This is a genomic window from Variovorax humicola, from assembly GCF_037889915.1.
GTDB classification, from domain to species: Bacteria; Pseudomonadota; Gammaproteobacteria; order Burkholderiales; family Burkholderiaceae_C; genus Variovorax; species Variovorax humicola.
The window spans coordinates 360,283-375,454 of record NZ_JBBKZV010000004.1 but is presented as its reverse complement, the minus strand read 5'-3'; the positions used below and the strand labels follow the sequence as shown (position 1 = coordinate 375,454).

General features: G+C 65.5%; 14 protein-coding genes. 3 read left to right on the top strand and 11 right to left on the bottom strand.

What is annotated here, in order from left to right; genetic code table 11:
- The 9 genes from WKW80_RS10535 to WKW80_RS10495 form a co-directional block, all read right to left on the bottom strand.
- A partial coding sequence (locus tag WKW80_RS10535; protein ID WP_340363511.1) for a molybdopterin-dependent oxidoreductase occupies window positions 1-885 on the bottom strand: 885 nt, incomplete at its 3' end.
- A 240-nt stretch (window positions 886-1,125) separates the two neighbouring features.
- Window positions 1,126-1,551 (bottom strand): nitrite reductase small subunit NirD, encoded by a 426-nt coding sequence (gene nirD / locus WKW80_RS10530; RefSeq protein WP_340363510.1) that lies wholly within the window; start codon window positions 1,549-1,551, stop codon window positions 1,126-1,128.
- Window positions 1,552-1,567: 16 nt separating this feature from the next.
- Window positions 1,568-4,078 carry a nitrite reductase large subunit NirB gene (gene nirB, locus WKW80_RS10525; protein WP_340363509.1) on the bottom strand — a complete coding sequence of 837 codons (2,511 nt, stop codon included), beginning with the start codon at window positions 4,076-4,078 and terminating at the stop codon, window positions 1,568-1,570.
- A 29-nt stretch (window positions 4,079-4,107) separates the two neighbouring features.
- Complete coding sequence (locus WKW80_RS10520; protein WP_340363508.1) at window positions 4,108-5,001, bottom strand: GAF domain-containing protein; 894 nt, start codon at window positions 4,999-5,001, stop codon at window positions 4,108-4,110.
- A 16-nt stretch (window positions 5,002-5,017) separates the two neighbouring features.
- On the bottom strand, window positions 5,018-5,437 hold the full coding sequence (locus WKW80_RS10515; protein WP_340363507.1) for a globin family protein: 420 nt from the start codon (window positions 5,435-5,437) through the stop codon (window positions 5,018-5,020).
- A 49-nt stretch (window positions 5,438-5,486) separates the two neighbouring features.
- The gene (locus WKW80_RS10510; RefSeq protein WP_340363506.1) at window positions 5,487-6,305 is read right to left on the bottom strand and encodes an ABC transporter ATP-binding protein; all 819 of its coding nucleotides are present in this window, start codon (window positions 6,303-6,305) and stop codon (window positions 5,487-5,489) included.
- Window positions 6,302-7,213 (bottom strand): nitrate ABC transporter permease, encoded by a 912-nt coding sequence (gene ntrB / locus WKW80_RS10505; RefSeq protein WP_340363505.1) that lies wholly within the window; start codon window positions 7,211-7,213, stop codon window positions 6,302-6,304. The genes WKW80_RS10510 and ntrB overlap by 4 nt, the downstream gene beginning before the upstream one ends.
- Before the next feature lie 10 nt (window positions 7,214-7,223).
- Entirely contained in the window at window positions 7,224-8,468 is a 1,245-nt protein-coding gene (locus WKW80_RS10500; protein WP_340363504.1) for a CmpA/NrtA family ABC transporter substrate-binding protein, read from the bottom strand.
- Between the two features lie 317 nt (window positions 8,469-8,785).
- Window positions 8,786-10,045, bottom strand: coding sequence for a nitrate- and nitrite sensing domain-containing protein (locus WKW80_RS10495; RefSeq protein WP_340363503.1), 1,260 nt, complete (start codon window positions 10,043-10,045; stop codon window positions 8,786-8,788).
- Window positions 10,046-10,105: 60 nt separating this feature from the next.
- Between WKW80_RS10495 and tsaD the strand changes: the two genes are divergently transcribed.
- On the top strand, window positions 10,106-11,146 hold the full coding sequence (gene tsaD / locus WKW80_RS10490) for a tRNA (adenosine(37)-N6)-threonylcarbamoyltransferase complex transferase subunit TsaD (protein ID WP_340363502.1): 1,041 nt from the start codon (window positions 10,106-10,108) through the stop codon (window positions 11,144-11,146).
- Here tsaD and WKW80_RS10485 read toward each other — a convergent pair.
- Together WKW80_RS10485 and WKW80_RS10480 are read right to left on the bottom strand one after the other, a co-directional pair.
- Window positions 11,103-11,852, bottom strand: a complete 750-nt coding sequence (locus WKW80_RS10485) for an alpha/beta hydrolase (RefSeq protein WP_340363501.1) — start codon at window positions 11,850-11,852, stop codon at window positions 11,103-11,105. The genes tsaD and WKW80_RS10485 overlap by 44 nt on opposite strands.
- A 181-nt stretch (window positions 11,853-12,033) precedes the next feature.
- Entirely contained in the window at window positions 12,034-12,408 is a 375-nt protein-coding gene (locus tag WKW80_RS10480) for an Hsp20/alpha crystallin family protein (RefSeq protein WP_340363500.1), read from the bottom strand.
- A gap of 133 nt (window positions 12,409-12,541) precedes the next feature.
- Here WKW80_RS10480 and WKW80_RS10475 point away from each other — a divergent pair, with 133 nt between their 5' ends.
- Both WKW80_RS10475 and WKW80_RS10470 read left to right on the top strand, forming a co-directional pair.
- Entirely contained in the window at window positions 12,542-13,834 is a 1,293-nt protein-coding gene (locus tag WKW80_RS10475; RefSeq protein ID WP_340363499.1) for a branched-chain amino acid ABC transporter substrate-binding protein, read from the top strand.
- Between the two features lie 22 nt (window positions 13,835-13,856).
- The gene (locus tag WKW80_RS10470) at window positions 13,857-15,029 is read left to right on the top strand and encodes a pyridoxal phosphate-dependent aminotransferase (RefSeq protein WP_340363498.1); all 1,173 of its coding nucleotides are present in this window, start codon (window positions 13,857-13,859) and stop codon (window positions 15,027-15,029) included.
- The last annotated feature ends 143 nt before the right edge of the window (window positions 15,030-15,172 follow it).

Sequence of the window (15,172 nt, the reverse complement as noted above, 5' to 3'; positions counted from 1 at the left end):
GCTCAGCGTCGCGGCGGCGGTGGCGAACAGCCGCGCGGCTTCGAGCAGGTCGGCCTTGTCGATGCCGCAGACCTGCGCGACCTTGTCGGGCGTGCAGTCGCGCACGGTGGACTTCAGCGCATCGAAGCCGCTGGTGTGCGCGGCGATGTAGTCGGGGCGGGTCCAGCCCTCCCACAGCATCAGGTGCAGCATGCCGTGGAACAGCATGACGTCGGTGCCGGGCTGGATCGGCAGGAAGAGGTCGGCGATCTCGGCCGTGTCGGTGCGGCGCGGGTCGGCCACGATGATCTTCATCGCGGGATTGGCGCGCTTCGCGTCCTCGATGCGGCGAAACAGGATCGGATGTGCCCAGGCGGTGTTGCTGCCGACGATGAAGAGGCACTGCGCGTCCTTGAAGTCGTCGTAGCAGGCGGGCGGCGAATCGGCGCCGAGCGTCTTCTTGTAGCCCGCGACGGCGCTGCTCATGCACAGGCGCGAATTGGTGTCGATGTTGTTGGTGCCGACCAGGCCCTTGGCGAGCTTGTTGAAGACGTAGTAGTCCTCGGTGAGCAACTGGCCGGAGACGTAGAAGCCGACCGCGTCGGGGCCGTGGTCGCGGATGACTTGCGCGAACTTGTCGGCGGCGGTGTCGAGGGCGCTGTCCCAGGTCGTCGCTTGCGGTGCCGCGCCGCGTTGGGCGCGTTGCATCGGCTGCAGCAGGCGCGTTTGCCGCGTGACCTCCGCGGTGGCCGTGAGATGCAGGGTCGAGCCCTTGGTGCACAGGCGGCCGAAGTTGGCCGGGTGGTCCGGGTCGCCACGCACGCCGGTGATCTGGTCGCCCTGCGATTCGATGATGACGCCGCAGCCCACGCCGCAGTAGGGGCAGGTCGACCTGGTCTCCTTCATGGCCTTGCGTCCTGTGCGCTGGCGTTCAGGCGGGCGAATGCGCTGCGTGGAGGCGCGTTGCGTTGGAGCGAAGCGAGTTCACGTGGACCCCGCCAGGCGCGAGCACTGCAGGGAAGTCGCGAAGCGACCGGCGCAGCAGGGTCGGCCGGCCCGCGCCGCATGCCACCCGCCGTCGCCCCCCAACGCGCGCCGCCCGTCGCTACCCAACGCGCGCCGCCCGCAGCCCCCCGGCGAATAGCCTCAAGAACCATGCGGCGCCTGCACATCAAACGTCTCATCGCCAACAGCCCCCGAGGTCGCATGCCGCGGGCCCGCACGCGGCGCTTCCAGGTCCACCGCATGCGTCGCCAGTTCACGCGCATCCAGCATGACCTGGCCCCCCTCGACCTTGCAGGCAAACCTCGGCGTACACCCTTCGTCGGGCTGCTTCGCGCACCCGTCATCCAGCCCGATCGTCCAGTTGTGCAGCGGACAGGCGACGCTCGTGCCGAACACGATGCCCTGCGACAGCGGCCCACCCTTGTGCGGACACCGGTCCAATAGCGCAAACACCTCGTCCTGGCTCGTGCGAAACACCGCCACCGCCACACCCGCCGGCCGCGCGACGCGTCGCGCACCCAGCACCGGGATGTCCTCGACGCGGCAGATGGTCTTCCATTCAGTCATCGTTGCCTCCATGGGTTCAGTTGTCCTGCAGCGCAGGCGCTTCGGCGCTCACGATCGCCGCCTTCGGCACGAAAACCAGCGGCGCCTCGGCCACCGGCACGAACTGCCGCACGTCGACCTGTGCGCGGGTCGATTCGAACCAAGGATCCGGCTCGCCATCGAGCGCGAACTGCAGCCGCTCCCACAGCCCCTTGCGCCCCGCGGCGTCCTCCAGGATCTTCTTCTTCACGTAGTCCAGCCCGACGCGCGAGATGTAGTGCACCGTGCGCTCCAGGTACCAGCCTTCCTCACGGTACAACTGCAGGAAAGCCCCCGTGTACTCCATCACTTCCTCGCTGGTCTTCAGTTTCACGAGGAATTGCGCCACCTCGGTCTTGATGCCGCCGTTGCCGCCGACATAGACCTCCCAGCCCGAGTCGACGCCGATCACGCCCACGTCCTTGATGCCGGCCTCGGCGCAATTGCGCGGGCAACCGGACACCGCCAGCTTGACCTTGTGCGGCGAGTACATCGCCCACAGCGCGCGCTCCAGGTCCTTGCCCATCTGCGTGCTGTCCTGCGTGCCGAAGCGGCACCACTCGCTGCCCACGCACGTCTTCACCGTGCGCAGCGACTTGCCATAGGCGAAGCCCGAAGGCATGCCGATGTCCTTCCAGACATCCTGCAAATCCTCCTTCTTGACGCCGAGCAGGTCGATGCGCTGGCCGCCGGTGACCTTGACCGTCGGAATCTTGTACTTGTCGGCCGCGTCGGCGATGCGGCGCAGCTCGTCCGGCGTGGTGTGGCCGCCCCACATGCGCGGGATCACCGAATAGGTGCCGTCCTTCTGGATGTTGGCGTGGCTGCGTTCGTTGATGAAGCGGCTCTGCGGATCGTCCTTCGCCTCCTTGGGCCAGGTGCTGATCAGGTAGTAGTTGATGGCCGGGCGGCAGCTCGAGCAGCCGTTCGGCGTGCGCCAGCCCAGGCCTTCGTAGACCTCGGCATGCGTCAGGTACTTCTGCGCGCGGATCGCTTCGCGCACGTCCTTGTGGCTCGCGTCGGTGCAGCCGCAGATCGCCTTCTTCTTCGGCGCGGCCGAGTAGTCGCCGCCGGCGGTGAACATCAGGATCTGCTCGACCAGGCCGGTGCAGGACCCGCAGCTTGCGCTCGCCTTGGTGTGCTTCTTCACCTCGTCGAGCGTGAACAGGCCCTTGTCCTTGATCGCCTTGCAGATCGCACCCTTGCTCACGCCGTTGCAGCCGCACACCTCGGCCGCGTCGGGCATCGTGGCCGCGCTGCTGTGGCCTTCGTGGCCGGTGTCGCCGATGTTCGATTCGCCGAACATCAACTTGTCGCGGATATCCCCAACGCTTCGGCCGTCGCGCAGCAGCTTGAAATACCAGCTGCCGTCGACCGTGTCGCCGTAGAGGCAGGCGCCGACCAGCTTGTCGTCCTTGATCACGAGCTTCTTGTAGACGCCGCCGAAGGGGTCGCTCATGACGATTTCTTCCGTGCCTTCGCCGCCCATGAACTCACCCGCGCTGAACAGGTCGATGCCCGTGACCTTGAGCTTGGTGGACGTCAACGAACCCATGTAGCGCCCGATGCCGAACTGCGCCAGGTGATTCGCCGCCACCTTGGCCTGCTCGAACAGCGGCGCGACCAGGCCGTACGCAATGCCGCGGTGCGCGGCGCATTCGCCGACCGAGTAGATGCGCGCATCGGTCACCGTCTGCATGGTGTCGTTGACCACGATGCCGCGGTTGCAGTGCAGGCGCATCGATTCGGCCAGCGTCGTGTTCGGGCGGATGCCCACGGCCATCACCACCAGGTCGGCCGGCACCTCGGTGCCGTCCTTGAATTTCACCGCCTTGACGCGGCCGGCGCCATCGTCCACAAGCTCCTGCGTCTGCGCATTCAGCAGGAAGTTCAGGCCGCGCTCCTCGAGCGACTTTCGCAGCAGCCCCCCGGCCACGTCGTCGAGCTGGCGTTCCATGAGCCATGCGTTCACATGGACCACCGTCACGCTCATGCCGCGCAGCATCAGGCCGTTGGCGGCCTCGAGCCCGAGCAGGCCGCCGCCGATGACGACCGCGTGCTTGTGCGTCTTCGCGGTCTCGATCATCGTGTTGGTGTCGGCGATGTCGCGGTAGGCGATCACGCCTTCCAGGTCCTTGCCCGGCACCGGCAGGATGAACGGGTTGGAACCCGTGCACAGCAGCAGGCGGTCGTATGCCGCTTCGGTGACGGTGCCGTCGGCAGCCTCTGCACGCACGATGCGCTTCACGCGGTCGACCTCGGTCACCATCTTGCCGGTATGCAGGGTGATGTGGTTCTCTTCGTACCACTCCCACGAATTCAGGATGATCTGTTCGACGGTCTGCTCGCCGGCCAGCACCGGCGACAGCAGGATGCGGTTGTAGTTGGGATGGGGCTCCGCACCGAATACCGTGATGTCGTAGAGCTCGGGCGCGAGCTTGATCAGTTCCTCGACTGCGCGCACGCCGGCCATGCCGTTGCCCACCAGGACCAGTTTCATCTTTTTCATCGATGGCTTTCCGATTGAAGAGGTGGCGATCAGAAATGCAGCGCCATCACCGCGGTGATGCGTCCCTGCGGCGCGACGGGGATCGCGATCACGGGTTCGGCCACGGAGGGAACGCCGCTGGCGAAGGCGCGCGCGATGGCGCCCGCGGCGCTGGCCGAGACGTCGGCGGTCGCGATGGTCTCGTGGTCCTCGTCGGCAGCCTTCGACTCCGAGAAGCCCAGCGTGCGCCGCAGTCGCATGCCGGTCGGGTCCAATTCCCAGGTTTCGACGCGGCGCGCAATGGGTGTGGCGAGCGCGGAAAGGAAAGCCATCACGAAGCTGTGCCCGTCCAGCGTGGAGCAGGGGATCGCAAAGCCGCGGTTGATGCCGACCTTGACCGCACTGTCCGCGCGCAGGAAGCCCGAGCCCTTGCCCAAGTCCGGCAGAAACACCGGCTTCTGCTGCTCCCAGGCCATGCCGGGCAGCCCGGTGCCGCGGCGGAAGGCGGTGGCGCGCGAGATGAATTCGAAGGTGTCGCCGGTGGTGCCGTAGTAGCCGTCCACCAGCGTCATGTCGGTCGATTCCTCGGGGTCGTTGCCCCAGAGCTCGATGGCGCCGGCATGTTCCTCATCGTCGCCGCAGAAGATCACCGCGACCGAACTCAGTTCGCTGCCCTTGAAGATCGGCACCGCAATGCCGCAGGTGAGACCCGCGGCCTTGGCGGCGGAGGCCCTTCGGAAGTAGGAGCCCGACAGCTCCTTCAGCACGATCGGGTGGCCGGTGTCCCAGGCCCGGCCGGGCAAGCCTTCGCCGCGGCCGAAGCACAGGTTCTGGCTCACGGCCGCGAAGCGATGGGCGGGGCCGAACAGGCCGCCACCGAACTCAAGCAGGCTGCCGTCTTCGCTGGGCACCCAGTATTCGATGACGCGGATGAATGTCTTCACGGCGGGGCCTTCACGCTCAGGTCGCGGCCGGCTTTTCAGCCGCCGCGATCATCACGCCCGAGAGCGTGCCGTAGGCGGTTTCCCAGGCCGCGCGCACGTCGGGCGTGAACTCCGCGCCCAGTCCCTTGTCGAGGGTGTCGATCAGCGCCGCGCCGACGACCGCGTAGTGCGCCGGTTCCGCGCCGTAGCCCACGTGCCGCTCCGCCAGGCGCTGCGCCACCGGCACCAGCGTGTCGAGGTTGCCGAGCTGCCGCGTCACGCTGCCCAGCATGTTCATGAGCTTGCGGCCCTGTTCGGCCATGTCGCCCTTGAAAAGTGCGCGCACGTCCGGCGCCAGCTCAAACAATCGCGCATAGAAAATCGCCGCGGCCTGGTCGGAAATCGGCACGACCTTGGCAAAGCTGGACTGCACCAGTTCGATTTGGTTGGGGGTCATCGTGAAGCTCCTCGTTGGTTGTGGATGTCGAACGATCACGCGCGCTGGCTCAGGCGGCTTTTTCGACATGACCCTGGCGCGTGTACAGGAAGTCGATCACCGCTTTCCGATAGTGAACGTAGTTCCGGTCTTCCGCCAGTTGCACCCGGTCGCGGGGGCGCTCGAGCTTCACGGTGAGCACCTCACCGATCGTGGCCGAGGGACCGTTGGTCATCATCACGATCTTGTCGGACAGCAGCACTGCCTCGTCCACGTCGTGCGTCACCATCACGACGGTGCTCTGCGTCTTCTGCACGATGGCCAGCAACTCGTCCTGCAGCCGTGCGCGCGTCAGCGCGTCCAGTGCACCGAAGGGCTCGTCCATCAGCAACACCTTGGGTTCCATGGCCAGCGCACGGGCGATGCCCACGCGCTGCTTCATGCCGCCCGAGATCTCGCCGGGGCGCTTGTTCGTTGCCGGCGTGAGGCCAACCAGCGCCAGCGCCGCATCGGTGCGCGCCTTCAGCTGCGCCTTGCTCTCCGTAGTTGCGAACACCCGTTCAACGCCGAGGTAGATGTTCTCGTAGCACGTGAGCCAGGGCAGCAGCGAATGGTTCTGGAACACCACCGCGCGCTCGGGGCCGGGCCCGGCGATCTCCTTGTTGGCACACAGCAGCGCGCCGTGCGTTGGCTTGGTCAGGCCGGCAATCAGGTTCAGCAGCGTCGACTTGCCGCAGCCCGAGTGCCCGATGAGCGCCACGAACTCGCCCTTGGCCACCGTCAGGTTGATGTCGCGCAGCGCCTGGAAGCTGCCCTTGGGTGTCTTGAAGGTCTGTTCGACGTCGCTGATGTCGATGAACTTCCCGTCGAACAGGTTGGCGGCGCTCATGACTTCACCTCCTCGAACGTGAACGCCGTGGCGATCTTGATGAGCGCGAACTCGAGAACCAATCCGACCATGCCGATCACGAAGATCGCGATGATGATGTTCTTGACGTTGAGGTTGTTCCACTCGTCCCACACCCAGAAGCCGATGCCCACGCCCCCGGTCAGCATCTCGGCCGCGACGATCACCAGCCAGGCGGTGCCGACCGCGAGGCGCACGCCGGTGAGCATGTATGGCAGCACGGCGGGGAAGAGGATCCTGGTAACGATCTTCCATTCGCTGAGGTCGAGCACGCGGGCGACGTTCATGTAGTCGCTCGGCACGCGCTGCACGCCGACAGCTGTGTTGATGATCATCGGCCAGATCGAGCAGATGAAGATGGTCCAGATGGCGGCCGGGTTGGCGCCCTTGAACACCAGCAGACCGATGGGCAACCAGGCCAGCGGCGACACCGGCCGCAGCAGGCTGATCAGCGGATTGAACATGCGCGACAGGAACTCGAATCTACCGATCGCGAAGCCGGCTGGAATGCCGACCGCGGCCGCGAGTCCGAATCCGAGTGCCACGCGCTTCAGCGACGACAGCACGTTCCAGCCCACGCCCTGGTCGTTCGGCCCCTTGCTGTAGAACGGGTCGCTGAACACGTCGAGCGCCTGCTTCCAGGTCTCCAGCGGGGAGGGGAATCCGTTGGTGCTCCGTAGCGCCACCAGTTCCCAGATCAACACCAGCACGCCGAACCCTGCGAGCGGCGGCAGCACGCGCATCCAGAACCGGTGCAGGTCGACCGGCTTGCGGGCAGGCGCAGCGGCGACTGCGGTTCGCGGCGCACTCGGCTTGTGCGCAACCACCGGCGCAGCGGCCGTCGTTGCGGCAGTCATTTCAAGCGGAGAGTGAAAAACAGCGCTGACCATGACGGGCTCCTCAGGCCTGGACCTTGAACGAGTCGGCGTACTTCTTCGGGTCCTTGCCGTCCCACACGACCCCGTCGAACAGTTTGCTGGTGCGCAGCGGATCCTTCGGCACGCTGACCTTCATCGCGCCGGCCACGTCCTTGTAGAGGTCGATCTGGTTGATCTGCTTCGCCACCGCGAGGTAGTCCGGATGCTCCTTCAGGATGCCCCAGCGCTTGTGCTGCGTCAGGAACCACATGCCGTCGGAGAGGTACGGGAAATTCACCGCGCCGTCGTCGAAGAACTTCATGTGGTTGGGGTCGTCCCACGTCTTGCCCATGCCGTTCTCATAGCGGCCCAGGATGCGCTGGTTGATCGCGTCGGCGCTGGTGTTGATGTACGACTTCTCGGCCACCGTCTCGGCCATCTTCGACTTGTTCTGCAAGTTGGCGTCGATCCACTTGCCGGCTTCCATCACGGCCATCATCACGGCGCGGCAGGTGTTGGGGTTGGCACGGACGAATTCGGCGCGCGTGCCGAGCACCTTTTCCGGGTGGTCCTTCCAGATGTCCTGCGTCGTGATCGCAGTCACGCCGATCTTGTCGATGATGGCGCGCTGGCCCCATGGTTCGCCGACGCAGAAGCCGTCCATGTTGCCCACGCGCATGTTGGCCACCATCTGCGGGGGCGGCACCACGATGACCTTGGCATCGCTGATCGGGCTGATGTTGGAGGCCGAAAGCCAGTAGTTGAGCCACATCGTGTGCGTGCTGGTCGGGAAGGTGCCGGCGAAGGTGTATTCGCGCTTGTCCCTTGCCATGACCTTGGCCAGCGACGGACCGTCGACCGCACCCTTGTCGGCCAGCGCCTTCGACAGCGTGATTGCCTGGCCATTGCGATTCAGGCCCATCAGCACGGCCATGTCCTTCTTGGGGCCGCCGGCGCCGACATGCACGCCGTAGACCAGGCCGTAGAGCACGTGCGACATGTCAAGCTCGCCGTTGACGAGCTTGTCGCGCACGCCGGCCCAGCTGGCTTCCTTGCTCAGCGTGATCTTCACGCCGTACTTCTTGTCGAGGCCCAGCACCGAAGCCATGACGATGCTGGCGCAGTCGGTGAGAGGAATGAAGCCGATCTTCACCTCGGCCTTCTCGGGCTTGTCCGAGCCTTGCGCCCACACGGCGGCTCGCAGTGAGGCATCGATGCCGAACGCGCCGGCGGCAGCGGCTTTCAGTACGGTGCGTCGGCTCAGCTTGAATTTCAGCGCATCGGTCATGGGGCGAACTCCGGTCAAAACAACAAAGCAGAAAAACAAAAAGGCGTCCTCGCGACGCATGCGCCGCTCAAGTGAGTACGAGCGCGTTGCGGGCAAGGACGCCTTTGTCCTGTACGGTGGGCGGCACCCTTCGTTGGATGCCACCTGCCTGGAGACCTTCGTTGGTCCATGCCGAAGTTGAACGCAAGCAGCGTGCCAGGGTTTTCCTGGGGGGCTTTGCTATGAATGTGATAGCTACAGACCCATAGACAGCGGGCGTCAGAGGCTCAAGTCGAGGCGATCGCCGATGGGGCACTTCAATTGTGCAGCGCACCATTTCAGTTGCTGCCCGGCAGGAAATCCGCCATCGACAGCACCGACTCGGCCACGTCGACCAGCCGCCGGTTCTGGTTCATTGCGACCTGCCGCAGCATGGCGTGCGCCTCTTGTTCGGTCATGCGGCGGTGCGCCATCAGGAGGCCTTTGGCGCGCTCGACCAGCTTGCGCTCGTTCAGCCCGGCGCGCACGGCGTCCAGTTCTTCGCTCATGGCCTGGAGCCGCTGCGACTGCTCTTGCAGCATGTCGAGCACCGAGCGTTCGAGCTGATGGCCATAGGCCTTGACGGTTGGCGGCTGTTGCGCGACTTCGTCGAAGAAAGCCGTTGCCACTGGGGGCTCGGTCGCGTCGGCCAACCGGTCGAGCAGCGCCTGGTTCGTATCGGCCTCGGCCCGGGCTTCCGCGATCTTGCGGTCGCACAGCGCTCGCAGGTCGTCGGCCAGCCGTTCCTCGATTGCCTTCATCGCGTCGATGCGCAGCGAGCAGCAATCGAACCACACGGTACTCAGTTCGGTGTCCAGCGCCGCGCCAGGCGCAGCCGTGATCGCGGCGCGGCGCAGGCGCTCCAGTTCGGCAATCTCCCCCGTGGGCTCGCTGTCGCGCCAAAGCCCCGCGAGCGCCGGCCCTGCGAACTCCGTGAACACATGAAAGCAACGCTCCTGCGCTGCGATGAGTTGCAGCCACTGCTGCTGCCGGGTGCCATCGTTCAGTCCCGCAGCGAAGGCGGCGGCCCCGCAGGCACGCTCCTGGCCTGCGAACTCCTTGCCCTGCATGAAGTTGAACATGGCGGCGAGCAGCCGGGATATTTCTGGGTCGGTCGCGCCGTCCGCCGCCTCGAACACCACGGCCAGCAACCCGGCGATCAGCTTGGCCAATGCAGCCGTGGCGTCGCCCGTTTCGATCTCCAGCGACGCGATGCGTCGGCGCAAGACGGGCAGCGCGTCCAGCCCCGGCAGCACCCACGCAATGCGGCTGAACAGCCGCGTGCCGCTGCCAAGGCGTCGCCCCTCCACTCGCAGCCGCTCGAAGCCGGCGCGCACGTCCTGCTCCAGCCGGATGCATTCGCCGATCTGCGCACTGCGTTGAGCGGCAAAGCGCGTGCCTTGCGATCCGAGCAGCACGTTCGACAGTCCACGCTCACGTTGCAGCGCGTGCACCAGACGGCCGATCGCGCCGACCAGTTCACCGGTGCGTGCGAGTTGGTCGAGTTCGTCGATTTCGCAGCGTCGGGCCGCCACAAGAAAGCTGAGTCCTGATTTCATCGTTGAGGGCTATGCAGCAACAACCGTGCCCTGAAAACGTGCGCCTTCTACACTTCCCGGATGCTTGTACTCGGAATCGAATCGTCCTGCGACGAAACCGGCGTTGCGCTCGTGGAGTCGAACGGCAGCGCGACACCGCTGCTGCGCGCCCATGCGCTGCACAGCCAGATCGCGATGCACCAGGCCTACGGCGGCGTGGTTCCGGAACTGGCCAGCCGCGATCACATCAGGCGCGTGTTGCCGCTCGCGCAAACCGTGTTCGCAGAAGCTGGCCGGCAACTGGCCGAGGTGGATGTCGTGGCCTACACGCGCGGGCCGGGGCTGGCCGGCGCATTGCTCGTGGGCGCCGGCGTGGCATGCGCATTGGGTGCGGCGCTCGGCAAGCCGGTGCTCGGCGTGCACCACCTTGAAGGCCATCTGCTCTCGCCGTTCCTCAGCGTCGACCCGCCCGAGTTCCCTTTCGTGGCATTGCTGGTATCCGGTGGCCATACGCAACTGATGCGGGTCGATGGCGTCGGCCACTATGAGATCCTCGGCGAGACCATCGACGACGCCGCCGGCGAGGCCTTCGACAAGAGCGCCAAGCTCATGGGCCTGCCTTATCCCGGCGGCCCCTGGCTGGCCCGGCTTGCGGAGCAGGGCGATGCCGCGGCCTTCAGGCTGCCGCGCCCGTTGCTGCACAGCGGCGACCTCGACTTTTCGTTCGCAGGCCTCAAGACCGCAGTCATGACGCAGGCCAAGAAACTGGGCGACCAGCTCGAAGCCCGCAAGGCCGACCTGGCGGCGTCCACACAAGCGGCCATCGTCGAAGTGCTGCTCAAGAAAAGCATGGCCGCGCTGGAGACCACTGGCATGAAACGGCTCGTCGTGGCGGGTGGCGTCGGCGCCAACCACGATCTGCGTCGGCAACTCGACGCAGCCTGCGCCAGGCGCGGCGTGCGCGTGCACTATCCCGAGCTTCATCTGTGTACCGACAACGGCGCCATGATCGCCATGGCCGCGGCGATGCGCCTGCAAGCCGGAGTGGCCGAGGCCAGCCCGCGCTACGCCTTCGACGTCAAGCCGCGATGGCCTCTGGACGCATTGCAGGCTGCTGCGTAACCTGGCGGCGCTCTGCCGGCCCGGACACGGGGCTCAAAGTCGGCAGCGGCAGCACGTCGAGCATGTCGCGCCAAAGCTGCGACCACTGAGGCCAGTCGTGGCCCCCTTCGGTCGTGAACACGTGGCCTTCGGGCAGCACCTCGGCCAGCAACTTGTGGTTGCCCGCAAACCGGTCGCTCAACCCGAAACCCAGGTAGAGCGGCGGCATGCGCCGCGAAGGTGTGGGGTTGACGTAATGCTGCAGCCAGGGCCACATCTTGCGATCGACCTCCTGGTCGGGTGGAGGGCCTTCCGGGGCTTTCCAGGCCCGCAGGCCCCCCGCCTTGGCGATTTCGGCGCCAATCGGCCGCCGCCCGAGGTAGGGCGCGAGCGTCACGATCCCGTCGATGCTGCCGGGCATTGCCAGTTCATGGATCAGCGCACCGAAACCGCCGATGGAGATGCCCACCAGCCAGATCGACTTGTAACCCCTCGATCGTTGCGGTATGACGACATCCGAGTGCAGGCGCTGAATAAAGGTCTGGTCGTAGTAATAAGAAACGTTGGCGTCCACCACGAGCATGTCGGCGTCGATGTGGTGCTGACGGACTGCGTTCACGAAGCCCTCGCGCTCGAACTCTTCGGGCTGCAGGAAGGCTCCAGGCAGGAAAACCAGCAACGTGTCGGCGCGTGAATCCGTGCGGGCGGCATGCAAGTGCGTGTCCATCAATGCTTCCGTTTACAAGAAACACTGACAGGGAGCCCGCTAACCCGGCTTGATCCCTCAGTGTGGCTGTAAGAAAATATGTTTATTAAACGTCACAAGATGTGAAATTTGTTGGAATTGTGGCCGGAGAATAAAAAAAACCGGCAACAAGAAGTTACCGGCTTATGGTTGCGAGGGGCTATTACTTGATCGACAGCTCAACCTTGTTGCTGACGGGTACGAGCTTGCCGAGCTTCAGTGTCAGCACGCCGTGTTCCACCTTGGCTTCGCTGGTTGCCGCGTCGATTTCAAGCGGCATTTCGTAGGCCACCTTGACCTGGCGCCGAGCCTCGGCCGTGCTCTCGACGCGAACGACGGCACCTTCGATGCTCACCGACAGGTCTTCTCGCGCCAGGCCGGGAAGGTCGAAAGACAGCGTCCAGCTGGTGTCGTCCTGCTCGACCTTCACGCCCTGGCGTGCGACGGTGGCGTTGGCAAAGGCGCGGTTGACGAAGCGTTCGAAGCTGCGGTCGTAGGCGCGCGGGGAACGGGCATAAACGGTGGGTGCAAAAAACATGATGAACTCCTGAATCGAAGGGACTTTGAGGACAAAAGGGGCAAGAAGGCGGAGCCCCTTACACTGCGCGGCCTTTCAATCACGAGTGCCGCATGCCTCCTCATCTAGGCCTGTGCGGGCACGTTTCAAGAGCATGAATCTCTCCAATATTTCGCGCCGCCAGGCCTTGAAATCCGGCGCGCTGGCGCTAGGCGGCGCGATGGCGGCGATGGCCGCGCCGCTCCATGCACAGGCTCCCCAGCCAATCCGGCTGGCCCTGATCGAAAGCCTGAGCGGCCCTTTCGCCAACACCGGCGAGGCGGTGTTTCGCAACCTCCTGTGGGCAGTGGAGCGCGTCAACGCGCGCGGCGGCGTCAAGCTGCCCGGTGGCGCCCGACCACTGCAGATCGACCGCTATGACAGCAAAGGCCAGAACGAAGAGGCTCTGTCGGCCCTGCGCGCCGCGATGGACGATGGCGCGCGTATCGTGCTGCAAGGCAACTCGTCGGCCACCGCCGCCGCGCTGGTCGACGCCATCGACAAGAACAACGAGCGAGACCCCTCCCGGCGCGTGATCTTCCTCAACTATTCGGCGGTCGACCCGGTGCTGACCAACGAGCGCTGCAGCTTCTGGCACTTCCGCTTCGATGCCCATGCCGACATGCGCGTCACCGCGCTGATGGACGTGATGAAGGACGACACCTCGCTCAAGCGGGTCTACCTGATCGGGCAGGACTACAGCTTCGGCCAGTCGGTGCTGCGCGAGTCGAGACGCCAACTCGGCCAGCTCCGGCCCGATATCCAGATCGTCGGCGACGAACTGCATCCGATGGGTCGCGTGAAGGACTTCGCGCCCTATGCCAGCAAGATCCTCGCAAGCGGTGCGCAGGCCGTGGTGACCGGCAACTGGGGCAACGACCTGACCTTGCTCGTGAAGGCTGCGCGCGAGGCGGGCTACCAGGGCAAGTTCTACACGTTCTACGGCAACGCGCTCGGCGCGCCCGCCGCGATGGGCGACGCCGGGATTGGCCGCGTGGTGGCCGTGGCTGACTGGCTGCCCAACGTGCAGACACCGGCCTCCGAAGCGTTCTACCAGGCGTTTCGCACCCGTTTCCCGAAGGCTGCCGACGACTACGTGCACATGCGCATGCAACTGCTGGTCGAGGCATTGGCGCAATCGCTGGAGCGTGCCGGCAGCACCGACACAGTGCCGGTTGCGATCGCACTCGAGTCCGCCGACGTCACGCTTGCGGGCCAGCGCGGGCGCATGCGCGCGGCGGACCATCAGTTCCAGCAGCAACTCGTCGTGGGCGTGATGGACAGGCAGGGTGTGCCAGGCGTCAAGTTCGACGTCGAGGGTTCGGGCTACGGCTTTCGCGTGATCAAGACCATCGACGCCTCGCGCGCCGAAATGCCCACGACGTGCCGCATGCGGCGACCAAGCTGAACGGGCAGGGGAGAATGCGCCGATGCGCCAAGCCATTCAAAACCTCGAAGCCTCCAAGATCCGCGAAGTCGCCAACGCCGGGCTCGGTCGCGACGACGTGCTCGCGTTCTGGTTTGGCGAAAGCGACGAAGTCACGCCCCAATTCATCCGCCAGGCTGCCATTGATTCGTTGGCCAGGGGCGAAACTTTCTACGCCCACAACCTCGGCCTCCCCGAGTTGCGCGAGGCTATCGCGGCCTATACCAGCAAGCTGCATCCGCACGTGAATGCGGACCGTATCGCCGTCACGTCCGGCGGTGTCAATGCGCTGATGCTGGCGGTGCAAGCGCTGGTCGATGCTGGCGACCAAGTCGTCGCGGTTACCCCCGTCTGGCCCAATCTCACTGCCCAGCCCGCGATTCTTGGCGCAACCGTGCGTTGCGTTTCGCTGGTGCCAAGGTCAGGCGAATGGACGCTCGACCTCGACGCGTTACGCAAGGCCGTCACCAGGGACACCAAGCTGTTGATCGTCAACGCGCCGAACAACCCCACCGGCTGGACGCTGACCCGTGCCGAGCAACAAGCCATCCTCGACCACTGCCGCGTCACTGGCACCTGGATCCTGGCCGACGAGGTCTACGAGCGCCTGTACTACGAGCCGACACCGAACCGCTGTGCGCCCAGCTTCCTCGACATCTCGACGCCGGACGACCGCCTGGTGATCGCGCACAGCTTCTCGAAGAGCTTCCTCATGACCGGCTGGCGCCTTGGCTGGCTGGTGTTGCCCGCGTCGATGATGGACGGCGTGGGAAAGCTGATTGAATACAACACCTCGTGCGCCAGCGTCTTCACCCAGCGCGCCGGCATCGAGGCCATCCAGCGCACCGATGAAGTCACGCCTCGCGTCGTCGCGCACCTGAGGCAGTGCCGGGACGTGCTGGTTCCGCTGCTCCAGGCGATCCCGGGCGTCAAGGTCGCACCCGCCCGAGGCGGGATGTACGCCTTTTTCCAACTGGAAGGATTCGGCGACTCGCTGGCACTCGCCAAGCGCCTCGTCTCGGAGGCCGGTTTGGGCCTTGCCCCCGGCAACGCCTTTGCTCCGGAAGCCCAGGGCTGGCTGCGCTGGTGCTTCGCGTCCAAGGATCTGGATCGCCTCGTCATGGGCGTAGATCGTCTGAAAAAGTGGCTTGCTGCCCAGCAAGAGCAGGCCCGGTAGCTGCCTGCGATCCATGGAACCGGCCTTGCCGGGTGGGGTGGTGCCTGGAGGTGCGGGGGAACTCACATGCGCGAAGCCTGGCGCCGAGCTATAATCGAACGGCTTTGCATGCCGCAAGGCGCACGGTGCGTGCAGTTCCAGCG